The sequence below is a fragment of the Rhodobacter sp. P2_H5 genome, from assembly GCF_056403335.1.
The window spans coordinates 14,179-34,080 of the sequence record NZ_JBFUFS010000006.1 but is presented as its reverse complement, the minus strand read 5'-3'; the positions used below and the strand labels follow the sequence as shown (position 1 = coordinate 34,080).

The window sequence follows — 19,902 nt, the reverse complement described above, 5'->3', positions numbered from 1 at the left end:
GGAGGACGCGGATGGCCTATGGCTTCATGGAGATCGCGCTGACGCCCAGCGTTCACGCGGCGCAGGTGGAGATGGGCGCGGACCATCTGTGGACACCGTTCCGCGGCCATCGCGAATCCGACCGTTTCACCGAACAGGAGGCCGGTTTTATCGCGCAACGCGACAGTTTCTATATCGGCTCGGTCTCGCAATCCGGCTGGCCCTATGTCCAGCATCGCGGCGGGCCTGCGGGGTTCCTGAAGGTGATCGACCCGCAGACCCTGGCCTTTGCCGATTACCGCGGCAACCGGCAGTATATCAGCACCGGCAATTTCCTCGCCAATGGCAAGGCCTGCCTGATCCTGGTCGACTATCCCCGAAGGGCGCGCCTGAAGATTTACGGTGAGGTCGAAAAGCTGGGACCGGAGGACGACCCGGCCCTGCGCCACAGCGTCACCGACGCCGACTACGGCGCGCGGATCGAAAGGATCTTTCGCCTGCGGCTGAAGGCCTTCGACTGGAACTGCCCCCAGCACATCACCCCCCGCTTCACCGAGGCAGAGGTCGTGGCATCCGTGCAGCCCCTGCACGAGGCCATCGCCCGGCTGGAGCAGGAAAACGCCGCGCTGCGCGCCCGACTGGGCGAAGCGGGCCCGCCGCCCGGCTGAGGTGTTACAGGCCGAGGTCCGACAGGCCGGGATGATCGTCCGGCCTGCGACCCAGCGGCCAGCGGAACAAGCGGTCAGCCTCGCGGATCGGCAGGTCGTTGATGCAGGCATGGCGGTGCGCCATCAGGCCATCCGCCGCAAACTCCCAATTCTCGTTGCCATAGGAACGGTACCAGTTGCCGCTGTCGTCGTGCCATTCATAGGCGTAACGCACGGCGATCCGGTTGCCGGTGAAAGCCCACAGCTCCTTGATCAGGCGGTAGTCAAGTTCGCGGTTCCACTTGCCGGTCAGAAAAGCTTGCGCCTCGGCGCGGTTGGTCACGAAGGTCACGCGGTTGCGCCAGCGCGTATCCTCGGTATAGGCGAGCGCCACCTTGGCCGCATCACGGCTGTTCCAGCCATCCTCGGCCAGCCGGACTTTCTGGATGGCAGTCGCTTCGGTGAAGGGCGGCAGCGGGGGCCGGGTCATGGTGGCATTCCTTCTTCAGGGTGGGGCCGGATCAGAGCGCCACGAAACGGAAGGCCCCGCCCGCGCGCTCCACACGGCCGAGCCCCGGCGCCGTGACATGGTTGCCGGCGACAATCAGCCCCTCGCTTGCGGCCATGTCAAGAACCTTGCGGCGCGTGACCTCTGCGGTGGCCGGATCGGCGTCCAGCATCCAGCCGACTTCGGGATGTTCGAAATGGATGTGGTCCGAGACCACGGTATCGCCGAGCAGAAGCAGCTTCTCGGTTCCCAGATCCACCAGAACCACGTTGTGGCCTGCGGTATGGCCGAAAGCGGGAAGCATCGTCACGCCGTCGCCCAGATCGGCCTCGCCCTCCTGCAGGACGACCGCCTCTTTGACCTGACGCGCGGTTTCCTGCACGGCGGCCACCATGGGGCGCATCGCCTCGGGCGCGGTGGTGTCAAACCCGTCCTGCGTCCAGAAGGCCCATTCGGTGGCGTTCACATGGATCTTCGCATTGGGAAAGGTCCGCGCCCCGTCAAAGACCGTGCCGCCGAAATGGTCGGGATGCATATGGGTGATGACGATGTCGGTGATATCCTCCCGCGCAAGCCCCGCATCGGTCAGTTCCGCGGGCACGCGGCCGACGGTCTTGAACTGCGAGGTGATGAACGTGCCGTTGCCCGCGCCCGCATCCAGCAGGAAAACCCGCTTGCCCGCGCGCAGAACATAGGCATTGGCCCCGATCACCACGGGATTGCCCAAGCCTGCCTTCTCGGCGTCGGTGGCCCCGATCCAGGCCTCGTTCGGGAAGGCGAAGGTGCCATCCGACAGGGCGATGACCGTCTTGCTGCCGAGCTTGAAGGGTGTTGCCGCGAGGGCGGGGCGGGAAAAGCCTGCTCCGGCAAGGCTGGCGCCGGCCATCGCGGCCAAGCTGTTGGTGAAACGCCGGCGGGACATGCGGTTCGGGATCATGGGGTTTCTCCAGTTCTGGCTTGCGGGCATCGGGGGCTCTCCGGGCGGAGGGTAACCGGAGCGAGGGGCGGCGCCTTGTTAATTGTGGTAAAAACCCGGGGAAGCCGCCCCAGAGTCCGCGCCACCTCGCGGCACGATCCGCGTGCCGCAGTCAGCAGCCGATATCGCTCAGGATCCGGCAGGCAAGCTTGAGGTCGCCCGTGTCGTGCCCCTCGGTGAATTGCAGATAGATCGGGTGCAGCATCTCGCGCGCGCGGTCCGCCTGGTTCGCCGCAGACCAAAGCCGGGCAAGGTCGTTCGCAGCCCGCAACTGCCAGCCCAGCGCACCCGTCTCCGCCGCGAGGGCGATGGCCTTGACCAAAAGCGCTTCCGCCGCCTGCCTGCGCCCTTCCAGACACAGAACCGAGGCTTCGATGCGCAGAAGTTCGGGCAGGCACCACACCTCCTCCTGCGCCCGCGCACGGTCAAGCGCCTCGGCAATGGTGCGTTTCGCCTCGTCAAGCTGACCGCTGCCAGCAAGGGCGGCGGCGAGGGCGCCGACGAAATACGGCGTGCGCACCCGGTGCCGGATCGCGTCGAGACCGGCAATGCCCTGCTTCAGCAGGGCGATGGCCTCGGTCGATACCGCATCCTCGGCACAAGCCAGCAGCCCGCGGAAACACAGGATCACCGGGCGCCAGGTTTCCAGATCGTTGCGCTCGACCAGCGTTTCCAGCAGCGCCAGATGACTGCGGGCCAGGTCGTGTTGATGGTTCCACAGCGCGACCGGGATGGCCGAGACGACCAGGGCCGTCACGATCGTCATCTCGTGGCCAATCTGCATCGTATGGTGAAGCACCGCGTCGCTGGTGCGGGCCGCCGTGTCGGGGCGCCCGGCGACCCATTGGAACATCCCGAGGATGACGCCGAACTTGCTGGTCGTCTCGAACAGGAACCGCGCCAGCTGCGCGCCGGTGGCCGCGGCGGGGTCAGGGCGGAACCGCTGCTCGATGCGCTGCATGGCGCGGTCGATATGCCCAAGATAAAACTCCGCCAAAGACAGAAGCGTCATGCCATCGGGAAGCGCGGAAATGTCCCTTGTCTCCGCCAAGGCCAGAAAGCCCTCCATCCGCGCCTGGGCGGCCTTGTGTTGGCCGGTGAAGACTTCGTAGCCCGCAATCAGCCAGAGATTGCGCAGATGGAAGTCAGTGTCGCCCAGCGCCTCGGCAATCTGCATGGCGCGCTCTGCGGCAGCCAGGGTGTCGATCTTCAGGCTGTAGGTGAACATCGACGCCCCGGCCAGAAAGGTCTGAAGCTTCATCTCGGTCGCTGTCCCTGCCAGCCCCGAAGCTTCAAGGGCGCCAATCGCGCGAATGACTGCGACCCGACACTCCTTGGTCAGCGAGAAATGGTTCCAAAGCGGGGTGCCCGCGGCCGTCAGCCGCACCAGATGGGTCGGGTCACCGCCCTCGGACCCGGCCCAATCCAGCGCGGCGCGCAGTTCGGCGAGGACGGACTTGTAGCGGTTGCCCCAGTCCGGCGCCGGGGTCGTGGGCCATTCCCGGGCGGCCTGATCCAGCACCGCGCAGATCCGCGTGGCGTGGCGGCGGTGCATCCCATCCAGCCGGCCCGAAGCCAGCAGGCGGTCCCGGCAATAGGCGCGGGTCGTTTCCAGCAGCCGGTAGGCGACCTCGCCGGACCGGAGTTCGGAGGAGACGAGCGACTTTTCCGCCAGATGCATCATCCGGCGCCCAACCTCCGCCCCGTCCATCTCTGCGACCGCCGACGCATCGGCCAGACCAATTCCGCCCGCAAAGACGGAAACCGCGCTCAGAACCTCGGCCTCTTCGGACGGCAGCAGATTGTAGCTCCAGTCCAGTGTGGAGATCAGCGTGCGCTGGCGCTCGGGGCCGGCGCGGCGGCCGACCAGAACGCGAAAGCAATCATCCAGCTGTGCGAGCAGGTCACGGCCCCCGAACATGTCGATGCGCGTCGCCGCAAGTTCGATCGCAAGAGCGAGCCCGTCCAGCTTCCGACAGATCCGGGCCACCAAGGGCGCCTCGTCATCGCGCAGGACGAAGGCGGCAGAACGCGCCGTCGCCCGCTCCGCAAAAAGCTGAACCGCCGGAAAGGCGAGCGCCTGCGCCGCGGTCAGATCCGGCAACTCCGGCGGCGTGTCCAGCCCGCCCAGACGGCGCACCCGCTCTCCCCTGACGCCCAAGGGCTCGCGGCTGGTGGCGAGGATGCGCAAACGCCCCGCCCGCGACGAGATCCGCTCCGCACATTCCGCCGCGACTTCGATGACATGCTCGCAATTGTCGAAGATCAGCAACATCTCGCGGTCGCGCAAATGCTCGCAAAGCGCGGCGAGCGTGTCGGCCGCGCCGGTCCTGAAGCCGATGGCCGCGGCCACCGCGAAGGGCGCCATGGCCGGGTCCTTGAGCGTGCCGAAATCGACGAACCAGACCCCGGCCCGGAAGTCGCCCACCGCCAACTCCCCCACCGCCAGGGCCACGGTCGTCTTGCCGACCCCGCCGGGACCGACGATGGTTTCGATCCGGGTGGTCGCCAGATCGGCACGGATCGCCGCGATCTCGGCATCGCGGCCGAAAATCCGCAGCGCCCCGCTGGGCAGGTTGTCCGCCCGACGTGCGGGCGCGGGGTCCTGGCCGGGCGGGCCGATCCCAGGGCGCTGGTCCACCGGGGCTACGAACCGGTAGCCCCTGCCGGCGACCGTCGCGATATAGGGGCCGGAACCGGGCATTTCCCCCAGAACCCGTCGCAGGGCCGACATGTTGACCTTGAGATTGCTCTCATCGACCACGGTGCTGGGCCAGACCCGATCCATCAGCGCCCTTTTGCTGACGATTTCTCCCGGCCGTTCGACCAGCATGGTCAGGATATCCAGCGCCCGCCCGCCCAGTCGCACCGGAGCGCCCGCGCAAAGCAGGGATTGGCGTTCGGGCGTCAGCTCGAAAGGGCCGAAGACAAAGCGGCTTGGCCCCGGCCTCGGTGGGTCGATTTGCATGGCAGGCTGCCCCCGCTGGAGTGGTCAGGCAGGAATCCTAAGGCATGGACGCGCGCGGGTCTATCCGGAGGATGGGTTCTGACCGCGCCAGGCCACACTCCCCTCTTGCCGGTCTGCTGGCATGGGCCTTCGGTCACGGCTGCCGCTTGCGCATCGGCTCCAGCGGGCCAAGACTGTTAAGATAAGGGGAACGGCGCGCCTCGTTGGGGTCCTCGAAAGTGACGCTCCCGTCGCGCCACGACTTCAGGACCTGACCCAGGCCATTCGCGCCATCGCGCCGCACCTGCCGGACAAGACCCAGATCCAGCATGACCGGGAAAATCTCGGGCGTCTGACCCGCCTGATGGACGACATTGCCACCGGGATCGGTCACGACCGAGCGACCGATACCGCCGCCCTCCAGCCCGTTCACATCGACCACATAGCATTGGAACATCGCCGAAGTCGCCCGCGCGATGGCGCCTTCGGCTGACCGATCCGTGGTGCCGGTCAGCGTCGGATGCAGCAGGACCTCGACCCCCTGGTTTGAAAGCGTGCGCATCACCTCGGGAAACCAGATGTCGTAACAGATGCTCAGGCCAAATTTGCCGACCTTGGGCACGTCGAAGCTGAGAAAGCCCGTGCCGCCGGTGACGCCGTTTTCAAATGGGGCAAAGGGAAACAGCTTGTCATAGCGCCCGGCGATGTGGCCCTCTGGGTCGATCACCACGGCATGGTTATAGATCGCCCCCTCGCGCCGCAGGTAGAAGGAGCCGGGTACGATCCAGACCCGATGCCTGGCCGCAAGGGCGCTGAAGGTGGCAATATCCGCCTCCGGATCGGAGGAGGCCCGCGCCAGCAGCGGCCCGTGCATCGCGAGTTCGGAGAAGACAATCATGTCGGTGCCGGGAAACAGCGCCATGACCTCGGCCACCTTGGCCGCCATCGCCGGGATGTTCCCGCCGCCCAGCGCCACCGGCATCTGCACGCCGGTGACCAGAAAGCGCGTGTCTTCGCGTGGGGTGGTCATTCGGCCGGCTCCATGACGGGTTTGGTGGCGCCGCGTCCATAGGCCGCCATGACCTCCATCAGGCGCCCCGTGTCGATGGCCGGGCAGATTAAACCCTCGGGCTTGAAGGTCGGGGCATCCTCCCCCGCCACGATGGCATTGATGACACTTTCATCGACCGCCTCGACCGCGGCTTCGTAGAAAGGATCAAGCTCCTCCCAGTTCAGCGAGTGCCTTGTGATCATCGGCCCGGCGAACAGGCTGTGCGGCATGTCGTCGGCCACCGAAAACGCGAGGAAGATATCGCCGGAGTTGTTGCCGCCCGGCGTGCCCGAGCGCCCGATGCCGATCGAGGCGCGCTTGGCCAGCTGCCGCAGGATCGCATCAGTCAGCGGCGCGTCGGTGGCGATGATCACGATGATCGAGCCGGTCTCCTTGTTGCGCTGCCAGCCTTCCGCCATCTCGCGCCCGACCGGCACGCCCAGCACGGTGAACCAGGGCCGCGAGCCAAAATTGGCCTGCACCAGAACCCCGATCGTATAGGTCTTCCCCCCGACCACGATCTGGCGCGAGGCGGTGCCGGTGCCGCCCTTGAAGTCATAGCAGATCATGCCGTTGCCGCCGCCGGTGGAACCTTCCTCGACCGGACCAGATTTGGCCGCATTCAGCGCGGCCACCGCATGTTCCGGCTTGACGAACATCGCATTGATGTCGCTGAGCGTGCCGTCATAGGTCTCGGCCACGATGGGCATGGCCCAGGCATGTTCCTCCTTGAAATGCTTGGAATAGGTGGAAATCATCCACTCGGTCGAGCCGGTATGGGCCGCGCCCACGCCATGCGTGTTGGTGATGCAGATCGGCCCGACGAAATAGCCCGCATCGTTGATCCAATGCACGCCGGTCATCTCGCCATTGCCGTTCAGCGTGTGAAACCCGGCCCAGACCGGGCGCGGGCTGCCGGTTTCCGCGCGCGGCAGGATGGCAGTCACCCCGGTACGCATGTGGCGGGACGGATCGGTCAGCGTGGTGAAACCCACCAGAACGCCGGGCACATCGGTGATCGCGTTGAAGGGGCCGGGTTGGCCGGGAAAGGGCAGACCCAGATCACGGGCGCGCGGTTTTGTCATGGAAAAGGTCCTCATTCAGGAAGCATCAGTTTCGGCACCGCGTTCAGCAGCGCCCGGGTGTAAGCGGTTTGCGGATGGCGCAGGACCTGTGCGGCGGGGCCGAATTCGATCAGCTTGCCGTGCTGCATGACGGCCACGTCCTCGCACAGGTACCGCACCACCGCGAGGTCGTGCGAAATCAGGATCAGCGTCAGGCCAAGGTCGCGCTGCAGCCGTTTGAACAGGTCCAGAATTTGCGCCTGGATCGAGACATCCAGCGCCGAGGTCACCTCATCCGCGATCAGGATATCGGGCGACATGGCGAGCGCCCGGGCAATGCCCACCCGCTGCCTTTGCCCGCCCGACAGTTGACCGGACTTGCGGCGCAAAAGATCCTCGGGCAATTCGACTTGCCGCATCAGGGCTTTCAGGCGGGCCGGCACCTCGGACGGGGCGCAGAGCTTGTGGGCGATGAAGGGCTCGGACAGGGTCTGCGCGATGGTATAGGCGGGGTTGAGCGCCAGATAGGGGTCCTGAAACGCCATCTGCACCACCCGGCCCCGATCACGCCCCCCGATCCCCGCAATCTGCAAGCTGCCCGAGGTCGGCTTGACGAGCCCCACCAAGGCGCGTGCGAGGGTGCTCTTGCCCGACCCGGATTCCCCCACGACCCCCAGCGATCCGCCCCGCCGCACCGAGAGCGACACATCCTCCACCGCGCGCACCACATGGCCGGGCTTGCGGCCCACGATGTCGCGCAAGGCCCTAGGCGCGCCGAAATGCACCGACAGATTCTTGACCGAGACGATCTCGGGCCCCTCCGACGCAGGCTCTGCCCGGTCGGGCAGCAGCGAGGGTTGCGAGCGGATCAGGTTGCGGGTGTATTCGGCCTTGGGGGCGGTCAGAATTTCCTGCGTGGTGCCGGTCTCGACGATCTGGCCGTCCTTCATCACGATGATGCGGTCGCACACCTCGCCGATCACGCCAAGATCGTGCGAGACGAGGACCACCGTCAGGTCACGCTCCTTGCGGATGGTCTGGATCAGGCCAAGGATCTGCGCCTGCACCGTCACATCCAGCGCGGTGGTCGGCTCGTCCGCAATCAGCAGGCCCGGCCCGCAGGCGAGGGCGGCGGCGATCATCACGCGCTGCCGCATGCCGCCTGACAGTTCATGCGGATAGGCCTGCGCGCGCCGCGCCGGTTCCAGGATCTTCATGTCATCCAGCAGCTGCACCGCCTGCAAGGCAGCCTCGGCCCGGTTGAGGTTGCGGTGGATCATCAGCCCCTCGGCCACCTGATCGCCGACCTTCATGATCGGGTCGAGATGGGTGGACGGGTTCTGAAAGATCATCGCCGCCTTCTCGCCGCGATAGGCGTTGAGGTCGGTGGCCGACATCTTCAGGACGTCCTTGCCCTCATGCAGGATTTGCCCCCCGGTGACCCGGGCGTTCGGCGCGAAAAGCTGCAACAAGGCACGGCAGACCACCGACTTGCCCGAGCCGCTTTCTCCGACGATGCCCAGCGCCTCGCCCCGGCGGATCGCGAAGGAGACGTCGCGGACCGCATCAACCGGCCCCTGTGTCGTATCAAAGCTGACCGACAGGTTCTGAACGGAAACAAGGTCTTGCATGTCAGCTTTCCGGGTCCAGAACTTGCGCCACGCCATCGGCCACCAGCGACAGGCCAAAGGCCAGCGAACAGAGGGCGATGCCGGGGCAAAGCGAAATCCACCAGGCGCTGCCCAGATAGGTGCGCCCCTCGGCGATCATCACACCCCATTCCGGCGTCGGCGGCTGCACTCCAAGGCCAAGGAAGCCCAGCGACGATCCCAGCACGATGGTCAGCACCGCATCGGTCATCAGGAACACGGCCGAAGGTACGATGGCATTGGGCAGGATATGGCGGAACATGATCCGCAAGCGGCCATAGCGCAGCACGCGGGCGGCGAGGATGAAATCGGCATGGGTCAGCACCAGCGTCTCGGACCGCACCAGCCTGGCATAGGTCACCCAGTTCACCACGGTCAGCGAGACGATGTAACTTTGCAGCCCCGGCCCCATGATCGAGACGATGGCGATGACCAGCACGAAATAGGGGAAGGAGATGGTCACCTCAAGAATCCGCATCAGAACGGCGTCGATCCAGCCGCCGGAATAACCGGCCAGAAGACCGATCGCGGTGCCCAGAACGAAGGGCCCGGCGACGCCCGCCACCGCCATCAACAGATCCATCCGCGCGCCGTACAGGATGCGCGCCAGAAGGTCACGGCCGACCGAGTCGGTGCCCAGGGGATGCGCGCCGCCCGGCGGCAGCAGGGCATTCACCGCGTCGATCTTGATCGGATCGAAGGGGGTCAGCATCGGGGCGAAGGCCGCCGCAAGCACCCACAGAAACGTCACGGTCAGGCCGATCTGCAACGAGCGCGGGGCCTCTTTTTGCAGCCAAAGGGTTGTGGTTCTCATGTCTTCACCCTCGGGTCCAATGCGGCAATCATGAGGTCAATCAACAAGTTGGAGATCACGATCCCCGAGGCCATGACCAGCGTCACCCCCTGCACCACCAGATAATCCCGGCTTAATACCGAGCGGACCAGAAGCAGCCCAAGCCCCGGAATGTTGAACACATTCTCGATCACCACCGTGCCGCCGATCAGGAAGGACGCCACGACGCCGAACAGGCTGACCGTCGGCAGAAGCGAGTTCCAGAAGACATGGCGCCAGAACACTGTCTTTTCCGGCACGCCTTTCGACAGGGCCGCCACCGCGTAACCGGCGTTCATCTGCTGCAACAAGGTGGCGCGAAAGTTCCGCGTCAGGATCGGCGTGACCGAGATGCCGATGGTCAGGGCGGGCAGGAACAGGTGGTAAAGGTTGGCCAAAAAGCTGTCGGCATAGCCCGAGACCGGGAAGATCTTGAAGCTGAGCGAAAACGCCAGGACCAGCAGCAGGCCTACAAAGTAAGACGGAATGCCAACGCCCACGACGCAGATCACCCGGATGGTCTGATCCACCCAGCCGCCCTGGCTCCGCGCGGCCATCACGCCAAGGATCAGCGTCAGCAGAACCGACAGCGCCAGACCATAGACGAGGATGTAGACCGTGGGACCGATCCGGTCGAGCAGCACCGGGCCGATGGCGGACCGGAAACTGATCGACTGGCCAAAATCGCCGCCCAGCACGTTCTTGATGTAATAGAAGTACTGCACGAAGACCGGCTGATCCAGGCCATACCTTTGCCGGACCAGGGCAATCGCCGCGTCACTCGCCTTAGGGCCGAGCAGCAGCCGCACCGGGTCGCCGGGTGTCAGTTGCAAGAGGATGAAGGTGATCAGGCTGATCCCGAACAGAACCGGGATCAGCTCGAACGGGCGCCGCAGCAGAAAGGCGAAACGGCCCATGGCTCAGCCGACCAGATCCGTGTCGTCGATCGTGGCATATTGCGAGCCAAGGTCATAGGTCAGCGCCGTCACCGACTTGGCGCGCGCGCTGGTCCAGGTCGGGTGATAGAGGGCGACCTGCGCCACTTCATCCACGCAGATCTTCTGGATCTTGGCGTACATTTCGGCCCGCTTGGCATCGTCGGACTCACCCGCCGCCGCGTCGATCAGCGTGTTGACCTCGTCATTGTTGTAGCGGGTGTAATAGGACTTGTTGTCGCCCGCGCCCCAGACGCACCAGCGCACGGCGTTGTCGGGGTCGGTGGTCTCGTTGTACCACCAGTTCAGCTGGGCCTGATAATCGCCCGACACCAGCTGGGTCCAGACCTGCCCCGGGTCGACGGTCGAGACGGTGACCGTGATGCCCACCTCGGCCAGCTGCGCCTGAATGAGGACGGCGGTCTTGTCCTCGTCCGTGGTGCCGGCATTGGTCAGAAGCTCGAACGACGGCGCCATGCCGGAGGACGCCAGCAAGGTCTTGGCCTTTTCCACATCGCGGGCAATCACGGGCAGGTCCTTGTCGAAGAAGGCCAGCTTCGGGCTGAAGATCGAGCTTGCCGCCGTGCCATAGCCCGCCGTCACCGCATCGTTGATCACCTGGCGGTCGATGCCGAAGCTGATGGCCTGGCGGAAGGCCAGGTTGCTGAACGGCTCCTTTTCATGGTTGATCAGCATGTCATAGGTGGCCGAGGACGGTTCCGAGACGACGGTGACCCCCGCCGCCTCCAGCTCTTTCATCCGGCCGAAGGGCACGCCCATCGACACCTCAAGCTCGCCTGCCTGCACCATCGCCACCCCGGTGTTCACGTCGGGGACGAAGATGAACTCCAGCCCGTCCAGCAGCGGATGGCCGGGGATATAGTAGTTCTCGTTGCGCGCCATGATCACCCGGTCGCCGGTCTTCCATTCGACCAGCTTGAAGGGGCCCGAGGTTACTTCGGGTTTGGTGGCGAAAGCCTCGTCCCCCACTTTGGTGACATAGGCTTTCGAGACGATGCCGGTGTTCCAGATCTCGCACAATTTCAGGAAGGGCGGGAAGGCGCGGTCCAGACCGAATTTCACCGTCAGCGGGTCCACCGCCTCGATGGTTTTCAGCGGCTGGAAGGGGGCGGCGTAAACCGTGTCCTTCTGAAACCGCATCCGGTTGAAGCTGAAGGCGACATCCTCGGCAGTCAGCGGGCTGCCGTCCGAGAACTTCAGCCCCTCCCGCAGTTTGAAGACATAGGTCAGGCCATCCTCCGAAATGGTCCAGCTTTCGGCCAGACCCGGCCCCACCACGCTTTCATCGGCATTGGCCTTCATCAGGCGGGCGAACATCATGCCCTGGCTGATGATGTCCGGCCCGAAAACGGTCTTGATCGGGTCCAGCGTCTGCACCGGGGCCGCATAGCCCATCCGCAGCACCTTGGTGCCCGCCGCCGCCGCGGTCGAGATCATGCGATCCATCAGGAAAGTTCCGCCAAAACCGGCGGCCAAAGCAGAGGTGATAAAGCTGCGACGATCCATTTCGATTTCCCCTGAGACAGGCGGTTTTCAAGCACCGCGTTGGGGAAGAGTGTCCGCCCGACGTTGACTTTCTGTCAATAACATTATCATGGTATATTTCTGTCAGATCTGACCCCTCTCGTGGAGCCCGCTGCGCATGTCCGTCACGACCACACGCAAGCTGAACGCGCTGATCCCGAAACTCTCGGCGACCGAAGCGCGCATCGCCCACTACATCATTCGAAACATGGACCAAATTCCGTTCGAGACGGGCAGCTCTCTCGCCCGCAAGGCCGGTGTCAGCGAGATTTCGGTGAGCCGTTTCCTGCGCAAGGCGGGCTACAAAAGCATCACCGGCCTGAAATTGGAGCTGAAACTTGAGGCCGTAAACGAACGCCACCTGACCGATGACAACAAGGACGCAGAGTGGCGCGACCTCTATACCGATGTTAGAGCCAACGAAATCCGCGCCATCGAAAAGCTGTTTGCCGAGTTCACCGGCGAATCCTGGCGCGAGCTGGTCAAGACGGTCGCGGGCTCGGAGCAGGTCTATGTGACCGGGTTTCAGGCCCTGCGCGGCACCGCGGAAGACTTCAGCCGCCGCCTCGCGCTGGCCCGCGACAATGTGCGTTTCCTGTCGGCGGGCGATGGCATGCTGGTCGAATGGCTGTCCCATGTGGGTGATCCGCGGCCGAAGCCCATCACGGTGATCCTGATCGATGGCGTGCCCTATGCCAACGACGGCCTGAAGATCGCCGAGATCGCCAAGGAGATCGGCTTCAAGGTCATCGTGATCAGCGATGAATATTGCGACTGGGCACATGAGGTGGCGGACCACCGGATCTATGCGGCCTCCGGTTCCGGCCTGTTCATTGAATCGACGGTGGCGCTGACCCTGATCCTGAATGTGCTGGTTGATGCCGTGGCACGCAGCAACCAGGATAACGGCATCCTGCGCCATGACCGCTGGCAGATTCTGATGCGGCGCCTGAACCTGTTCTGAAACCGCGCCCCTTCAGCCGGGGATGAGCTCTGCAGCTGCCGCGTCGAGGCGGTTCTTGCGGAGCCTTGGCAACACATCGGACAGATCGACATGCCCGGTCTGGCCGAAGGCGAAGTAGGTCCGGCGATAGAGCGCCTTCAGCCGGTCATAGGTCGCACGGTTTTCGGGCCTTGGGTGATAGACCTTGGTCGCGCGGCACAGCTTGGCCTGGGCGGTTTCCAGATCCGGGACCGCACCGGCGGCCAGTGCCGCAAAGATGCAGGCGCCGACGCCCACCGGCGGGACCGAGGGCACATGGACCTCGCGGCCAAGGACATCGGCGTAGATCTGGTTCAGCACGGGATTCTTGCCCGGGATGCCCCCGGCATTGATGATACGGCGCACCTGCAGGCCGCCCTCCTCCATCCGGTCGTGGATGATGCCGACATGCATCGCCATGCCCTCGATCGCGGCGTGCAGCTCGTCCTGCGGGCCGTGGTTCAGATCCCAGCCCAGCGTCACGGCGCCGAGATCCGAGCGGACCAGCACGGTGCGGTCGCCATTGTCCCAGTTCAACCGCATCAGCCCGGTGGCACCCGGCCTGATACGGTCAAGCCCCTGCGACAGGGCGCCGACGCTGGTGCCGGCCCGGCGGGCGATCGCCTCGAAAACGTCGCCGGTGGCGGATTGGCCGGATTCGACCCCGACATGGCCCGGCAGCACCGATCCCGGCACCACGCCGCACAGACCGGGGACCGGGCGATAGCCCGGACCGGCCAAAGCGATGATGCAGGTCGAGGTGCCGATGATGTTGGACACATCGCCCGGCCCGGCGCCGGCCCCGATCGCGTCCCAATGGGCGTCAAAGGCGCCGACCGGCACCGGAATCCCCGGCCTCAGCCCAAGCTGCACCGCCCAATGGGGCGAGAGATGCCCCGCGAGATGATCGGAGGTCAGATAGCGTCCGGCGAGCCTGGCGTTCACCCCGTCCAGCAAAGGATCGACCCGGCTGAGGAAATCCTGCGCGGGCAACCCGCCCCAGGCCGCGCCCCACATCCACTTGTGCCCCATGGCACAGACCGAACGCGGCAGATCGGCCAGCGCCGTGATGCCGCAAAGCGTGGCGGCCACCATGTCGCAATGTTCCAGCGCTGTAGCGAAGCGCGGCCGCTTGTCCGGGTTGTGGCGCAGGAAATGCAACAGCTTGGCATAGCCCCATTCGTGGGAATAGGCGCCGCCGCACCAGTCCAGCGCCTCGACCCCCATCGCGCGGGCGGTGCGGGTGATCTCCTCGGCCTCGGCATGGGCGCGGTGGTCGCACCACAGGTAATAATCCCCCAGGGGGCGCAGCTGGTCATCCACCATGACGACAGAAGAGCCGGTGGTGTCGCAGGCCAGCGCCGCCACCTCGTCGCCCTTCAGCCCGGCCTGCTGCAGCGCGTGACGCATGGCGCGGGCCAGTCCGTTCATGTGGTCGTCATGCGCCTGCCCGCCCAGAAGCGGGTCGGCGGCCGAGCGTTTCAGCGGGTATTCCGCGATCCCGACACCCAGATTGGCGCCGGATTCCGTGTCCATCAGCGTGACGCGCACGCTCAGCGTGCCAAAATCGGCTCCTGCGACAATCGCCATCGGCGGACCTCACTGACCATAGGTGGCGTTCACGCCATGCTTGCGGAAATAATGGCAGTCCAGCAGATGTGACGAGATCGGCGGGACCTGCGGGGCCAGCATCAAGGTGTGCCAGGCGAATTGCGCCGAGACTTCCAGCATCAGTGCATTGTTGACCGCCTCGGCCGGGGTGCGGCCCCAGACGAAGGGCCCGTGATTGGCGACCAGGACCGCCGGCACCTCCATCGGGTCGCGGTCGCGGAAGGTCTCGACGATGACGCGGCCGGTCGCTTCGACATAGTCTCCGGCGATTTCCTCGGGGGTCAGCGGGCGGGTGACCGGCACCTCGCCGTGGAAGTAGTCGGCATGGGTGGTGCCCAGGGGCGGGATCGGCCGGCAGGCCTGGGCAAAGATCGTGGCATAGGTCGAATGGGTGTGGATCACCCCGCCCACCCCGGGAAAGGACCGGTAGATCACCGCATGGGTGGCCAGATCGGACGAGGGGCGCAGCCGGTTGTCCAGCGCCACGCCATGCAGGTCGGCGGGCACCATGTCTTCGGGCCGCAGATCCTCATAGGGCACGCCCGAGGGTTTGATGAGGATCCGACCGCTGGCTTGGTCGAAGCCGCTCGCATTTCCAAAGGTCGAGACGACCAGACCGAGACGCACCGTTGCGAGGTTCGCCTCAAGTACGGAATGCCGAAGATGTTCGATAAGCATATTCCACTCGCGGGACAGACAGAATGCAGGAAAAGGCGGAAGGTGGGCCGCGCCGGGGAGTGGCGACGCGGCCCGAAGGCCGGTCAGCGCGGGGCTGTCCAGCCCTTGTAGGTGGCCAGGTTTTCCTTAGTGATCAGCTCCGGCTCCAGAAGGATCGTGGAGGGATCGGGCTTTTCGCCCTGCAACACCTTGTAGCCCATGTCGAGCGCCATGCCGGCCATGACATAAGGGTCCTGCGAGGCCGAGGCTTTGACCATGGAATCCCCCGCCAGGGCGGTTTCGATGTCGGGCGCGCCATCCACCGCGGTGATGATGAAATTGGTGCGCTTCAGCTGCTTGGCCGCCAGTTCCGCGCCGATGCCCGTCGGGTCATTGATCGCGAAAACCGCGTCAATGCTGTCGAAACGGGTCAGCAAGGATTGCATCACGTTCAGCCCGCCATCGCGCGAACCCTGGCCGTTCTGGTCATCCGACAGGATCTTGATGTCGGGATGCTGGGTCAGCACGTTCTTGCAGCCCTTCACCCGGTCGATGATCGAGGAGGATTGTGGACCATTGATGATAATGACGTTACCTTTGCCGCCGATGGCATCGACGATGTACTGGCAGGCTTTCTCGCCGGCCTGGATGTTGTTGGTCATCACTGTGACGTCGGCGCCCGGTGCGGACACATCGAAAGCGGCGACGACGATGCCAGCGTCTTGCGCACGTTTCACGGCGGGGGCGATGGCGCTGGCATCGACCGCATTCAGCATGATGATATCCACGCCCGAGGCGATGAAGTTGTCGATCTGGCTGACCTGCTTGTTCAGGTCATAGTCGGCCGAGACCGAGGTGACCTGAACGTCGGGGTTGATCTTCTTGGCCGCGTCCTCGATCCCCTTGATCGTGGCCACGAAGAACGGGTTGCCCAGAAGGCCGACCGAGATGCCGACGCTTTTCAGGTCCTTGGCCGCGGCGGGCAGGGACAGCGAAAGCCCCATGGCCGCCACAAGGGCCGTAGTTGCGAACAGTTTAGTCACGCGCATCATATCCTCCATGTTCAGTTGCGTGTGGTTCTGCCGGGCGGGATGGCGCGGACACACCGTCCTGCCCGGGTCGTCGGGCCGCCCCTCAGGTCCGCGCGCCGCCCTTCAGGCGGTAGCGGTCGAGGGTGACGGCGATAATGATGACAAGGCCCTTGATGATGTACTGCCAGATGTCCGACACCCCGACGAGGATCAGGCCATTGGACAAGACGGCGATGATCAGGGCGCCGATCAGCGTGCCCCAGATCGAACCGACGCCGCCGACAAAGCTGGTGCCGCCCAGGATCACCGCGGCGATGGCGTCCAGTTCGTAGGACTGGCCCAGCTGCAGCCCGTTGGCCGCATAAAGTCGCGCCGCCGACATCGCACCACCCAGACCCGCCAGCAGCCCCGAGGCGCCGTAGACAAAGAGAAGCACCATCGGCACCTTGATCCCGGTCAGCCGCGCCGCCTGCGGGTTGCCGCCGGTGGCATAGATCCAGGTCCCCAGAACCGTGCGGCGCAGGATGAACCACGCGCAGACGATCACCGCGAAGGCGATCAGAGCAAGCCAGGGAATCCCGAGGAAGGAGCCGTTGCCAATCACGTCGAAGGGCAGTTCCGGGTTGAAGACCGTGGTATCGGCGCCCAGAAGCCGCGCCACCCCCCGCACCGCGGTCAGCGAGCCCAGGGTCACGATGAACGGCGGCAATCGCACCAGGGCCACCAGGATCCCATTGGCCAGCCCGCAAGCCAGCCCGGCCAGCATTGCGGCGGGAACCCCCAGCCAGCCGATCCCCGGAAACAGCGAGATGATCACCGCGACCATCGCACTCAGCGCAAGGACCGAACCGACCGACAAATCAATGCCACCGGTCAGGATGACGAAGGTCATGCCCGCCGCCAGCACGATGTTGATCGACGCCTGCTGCATGACGATCGACAGGTTGTTCACGCTGACGAATTTGCCGCTCATCAGCTGAAAGCCGATCGCCAGCAGGATCAGGACCGGCAACATGCCCAGAACCTGCAACATGCCGCGCAGGCTCTGGTTGCCCGCCTCGGGTGCGGCCGTGGCCGTCTTGGTATTCATGCGCGCTCCTCCTCGGCGGCGGTGGCTCCGGTGCCCAAAGCCATGATGTGCTCTTGCGAGATCGGGGCCCCGTTGACGGGGCTCACCTCACCCACGATCCGCCCCGCGCGCATCACCAGCGCCCGGTCGGCGACGCCGACGATCTCGGCCAGTTCAGATGAGATCATGATGACCCCGATCCCCTGCTGCACCAGAGTGTCGATCAGCTTGTAGATCTCGGATTTCGCGCCCACGTCCACGCCGCGGGTCGGCTCGTCCAGGATGATAACCTTGGGTCCGGTCTCCAGCAGGCGGCCCAGCAGGACCTTCTGCTGGTTGCCGCCCGACAAAGCGCCGACATTGAGCCGCGCCGAGGTGGTCTTGACCCCCAGCCGCTGGATCACGCCCGCCACCCGTTCGGCGGCCCGACTGCGGTTCAAGACGCCCCAGCGGCGGGCATCGCGGGCGATCACGCCCAGATTGACGTTGTCGGAAATCGTCATGTCGAGAAACACGCCCAGCGCGGCGCGATCTTCGGTCAGATAGGCCAGCCCGGCGCCCAGCGCCTCGTGCGGCGAGGCCGGATCGAAGGGGGCGCCGGCCAGTTCCATGGTTCCGCCGGTCTTGCGGTCTGCCCCGAAGATCAGCCGTGCCAGCTCGGTCCGCCCGGAGCCGACCAGCCCGGCAATGCCCAGAACCTCGCCGGGATAGAGCGTCAGATCGCAACCCTGCACCATGCGGCCATCGGTCAGGCCCCGCACTGTCAGGATCGGCCGACCCCCGGTCGGGGCCGCCTTGTGGTCCTTGCGGTAAAAGCTGGAAAGATCGCGGCCGACCATCATCGACACCAGCCGCGCGGCGTTCAGATCGGCGCGGTCCAGCGTGCCGACATAGGCACCGTCCCGCAAGACGCTGACCCGATCGGCCAGGGCATAGATCTCTTCCATCCGGTGGCTGATGTAGACAATCGCGATGCCTTCGGATTTCAGCGTGCGGATCACATCGAACAATCGTTCGGATTCGCGGGTGGACAGCGACGTCGTCGGCTCATCCATCACGATCAGCCGGGCGTCGGTGGACAGGGCCCGGGCGATCTCGACCATCTGGCGCTCGCCAAGCGACAGGTGCCCGACTGGCGTCAGCGGCGAAAAGGCCATCCCCAGCCGGTCCAGCACCGGCTGGGCCCGCGCCACCAGCGCAGCGCGGCTGACGGTCGAAAAGGCCCGTCCCTCGCGGCCCAGGAACATGTTCTCGGCCACCGTCAGGTTGGGCGCCAGCGACAGTTCCTGATAGATCACCGCAATTCCATCGCCGCGCCCGTGGCGGGTCTGACCCATGAAGCGGATCTCGCCGCCCGGGTCGGCGACATAGGCGCCCGAGAGGATCTTCATCAGCGTCGATTTGCCTGCGCCGTTCTCGCCCATCAGGGCATGAAGTTCGCCCGGGCGGACATCCAGGCTGACATCGCGCAGCGCGCGGTTGCCGCCGAAGGTTTTCGAGATGCCGCGCATCTCGAGGATCGGAGCCGCGGTCATGCCTCACCCGTCCTCGGCGCGATGACGTATTCGACGCCGTGGTCCTCCAACATCCGCGCATGTTCGCCGCTCAACCCCTCATCGGTGACAAGCTTGGAGATACGGCCCAGCGGCAGGGTCACGGTCGGCGGGCGGGCGCTGAACTTGCGGCTGTCGACCAGAACGATCACTTCATTGGCGCGCTGGCTCATCTCGGCGGTGAAGCGCACCAGAAGCGGATGCTGCTCCAGCAGGCCCTCTTCGCTGATGCCCAGCGCCCCCACGAAGAACTGCGAGGCGTAGAACCCGTAATCGCCGCCCGTCGCATCGTACAGGATGCCCGGTTCACGGTGCAGATCGCCGCCGCCCACTGTCAGCTGGCACGAGCCGTTTTCGCCGAGATAGGCCGCCAGCGGCAGTGAATTGGTGAAGACGCGCACATTGCGATGCGCCAGTTCGCAGCCGAACTGATAGCAGGTCGAGCCACCATGCACGATGATCAGGCTGCCGTCGCGCACCAGCCGCGAGGCGGCCCGGGCGATGTCGCGCTTTTGCGACACCGCGATGTCGCGGTTTTCCATGAAGGGGAGTGCCGCAATCTTGCGCCCGCCGCCATCCAGCGCCGCCACGCCGCCATGCACTTTGCGCACCCGCCCCGCGCCGTGCAGCTTTTCGATGTCGCGGCGCAGCGTTGCACCCGAGACCCCGATCGCCAACTGAAGATCGCGCACCGAGGCGAAGGGCTGTTCTGCGAGCAGTCCAAGGATTCGCGAATGTCGATCACTGTCGTTCATGCTTGCCGTCCTCCCGCCGATGATTACATCTGATCACATAAAGTGAGTCAATGCGCAATTTTCATCACTGATGAGCAAATTCGCGCTGCACCTGCAAGAAAGTTTCTGCAT

General features: G+C 65.2%; 17 protein-coding genes. 2 read left to right on the top strand and 15 right to left on the bottom strand.

Annotated features, from left to right (window positions below; genetic code table 11):
* The first annotated feature begins 11 nt into the window (after positions 1 to 11).
* Entirely contained in the window at positions 12 to 647 is a 636-nt protein-coding gene (locus tag AC1DVR_RS09805; RefSeq protein ID WP_478000378.1) for a pyridoxamine 5'-phosphate oxidase family protein, read from the top strand.
* Between the two features lie 4 nt (positions 648 to 651).
* Here the strand turns inward: AC1DVR_RS09805 and AC1DVR_RS09800 are convergent, their stop codons facing one another.
* From AC1DVR_RS09800 to AC1DVR_RS09760, 9 genes are all read right to left on the bottom strand, one after another.
* Complete coding sequence (locus AC1DVR_RS09800) at positions 652 to 1,116, bottom strand: nuclear transport factor 2 family protein (RefSeq protein WP_478000377.1); 465 nt, start codon at positions 1,114 to 1,116, stop codon at positions 652 to 654.
* A 31-nt stretch (positions 1,117 to 1,147) separates the two neighbouring features.
* Positions 1,148 to 2,071 (bottom strand): MBL fold metallo-hydrolase, encoded by a 924-nt coding sequence (locus AC1DVR_RS09795; RefSeq protein ID WP_478000376.1) that lies wholly within the window; start codon positions 2,069 to 2,071, stop codon positions 1,148 to 1,150.
* Positions 2,072 to 2,222: 151 nt separating this feature from the next.
* Positions 2,223 to 5,078, bottom strand: coding sequence for an ATP-binding protein (locus AC1DVR_RS09790; protein ID WP_478000375.1), 2,856 nt, complete (start codon positions 5,076 to 5,078; stop codon positions 2,223 to 2,225).
* A 133-nt stretch (positions 5,079 to 5,211) separates the two neighbouring features.
* Complete coding sequence (locus AC1DVR_RS09785; protein ID WP_478000374.1) at positions 5,212 to 6,087, bottom strand: carbon-nitrogen hydrolase family protein; 876 nt, start codon at positions 6,085 to 6,087, stop codon at positions 5,212 to 5,214.
* Complete coding sequence (locus tag AC1DVR_RS09780; protein WP_478000373.1) at positions 6,084 to 7,193, bottom strand: DmpA family aminopeptidase; 1,110 nt, start codon at positions 7,191 to 7,193, stop codon at positions 6,084 to 6,086. Before AC1DVR_RS09780 ends, AC1DVR_RS09785 begins: the two co-directional genes overlap by 4 nt.
* An 11-nt stretch (positions 7,194 to 7,204) precedes the next feature.
* Entirely contained in the window at positions 7,205 to 8,803 is a 1,599-nt protein-coding gene (locus AC1DVR_RS09775; RefSeq protein ID WP_478000372.1) for a dipeptide ABC transporter ATP-binding protein, read from the bottom strand.
* Position 8,804: 1 nt separating this feature from the next.
* Positions 8,805 to 9,635, bottom strand: coding sequence for an ABC transporter permease (locus tag AC1DVR_RS09770; protein ID WP_478000371.1), 831 nt, complete (start codon positions 9,633 to 9,635; stop codon positions 8,805 to 8,807).
* Entirely contained in the window at positions 9,632 to 10,570 is a 939-nt protein-coding gene (locus AC1DVR_RS09765) for an ABC transporter permease (RefSeq protein ID WP_478000370.1), read from the bottom strand. The genes AC1DVR_RS09770 and AC1DVR_RS09765 overlap by 4 nt, the downstream gene beginning before the upstream one ends.
* 3 nt (positions 10,571 to 10,573) lie before the next feature.
* Positions 10,574 to 12,115 carry an ABC transporter substrate-binding protein gene (locus tag AC1DVR_RS09760; RefSeq protein WP_478000369.1) on the bottom strand — a complete coding sequence of 514 codons (1,542 nt, stop codon included), beginning with the start codon at positions 12,113 to 12,115 and terminating at the stop codon, positions 10,574 to 10,576.
* A gap of 136 nt (positions 12,116 to 12,251) precedes the next feature.
* On the opposite strand from AC1DVR_RS09760, the gene AC1DVR_RS09755 reads away from it, so the two are divergent.
* Entirely contained in the window at positions 12,252 to 13,097 is an 846-nt protein-coding gene (locus AC1DVR_RS09755; RefSeq protein WP_478000368.1) for a MurR/RpiR family transcriptional regulator, read from the top strand.
* Positions 13,098 to 13,109: 12 nt separating this feature from the next.
* Here AC1DVR_RS09755 and AC1DVR_RS09750 read toward each other — a convergent pair whose 3' ends face one another.
* From AC1DVR_RS09750 to AC1DVR_RS09725, 6 genes are all read right to left on the bottom strand, one after another.
* Positions 13,110 to 14,705: a ribulokinase gene (locus tag AC1DVR_RS09750; RefSeq protein ID WP_478000367.1), complete on the bottom strand. Its 1,596-nt coding sequence runs from the start codon at positions 14,703 to 14,705 to the stop codon at positions 13,110 to 13,112.
* 9 nt (positions 14,706 to 14,714) lie between these two features.
* Entirely contained in the window at positions 14,715 to 15,404 is a 690-nt protein-coding gene (gene araD / locus AC1DVR_RS09745) for an L-ribulose-5-phosphate 4-epimerase AraD (RefSeq protein ID WP_478000366.1), read from the bottom strand.
* Between the two features lie 83 nt (positions 15,405 to 15,487).
* Positions 15,488 to 16,426 (bottom strand): ABC transporter substrate-binding protein, encoded by a 939-nt coding sequence (locus tag AC1DVR_RS09740; protein ID WP_478000365.1) that lies wholly within the window; start codon positions 16,424 to 16,426, stop codon positions 15,488 to 15,490.
* Between the two features lie 91 nt (positions 16,427 to 16,517).
* Entirely contained in the window at positions 16,518 to 17,504 is a 987-nt protein-coding gene (locus AC1DVR_RS09735) for an ABC transporter permease subunit (protein ID WP_478000364.1), read from the bottom strand.
* A complete protein-coding gene (locus AC1DVR_RS09730) occupies positions 17,501 to 19,018 on the bottom strand; it encodes a sugar ABC transporter ATP-binding protein (RefSeq protein ID WP_478000363.1) in 1,518 nt (505 codons plus the stop codon). Before AC1DVR_RS09730 ends, AC1DVR_RS09735 begins: the two co-directional genes overlap by 4 nt.
* On the bottom strand, positions 19,015 to 19,791 hold the full coding sequence (locus tag AC1DVR_RS09725) for a DeoR/GlpR family DNA-binding transcription regulator (RefSeq protein ID WP_478000362.1): 777 nt from the start codon (positions 19,789 to 19,791) through the stop codon (positions 19,015 to 19,017). The genes AC1DVR_RS09730 and AC1DVR_RS09725 overlap by 4 nt, the downstream gene beginning before the upstream one ends.
* Positions 19,792 to 19,902 lie beyond the last annotated feature (111 nt).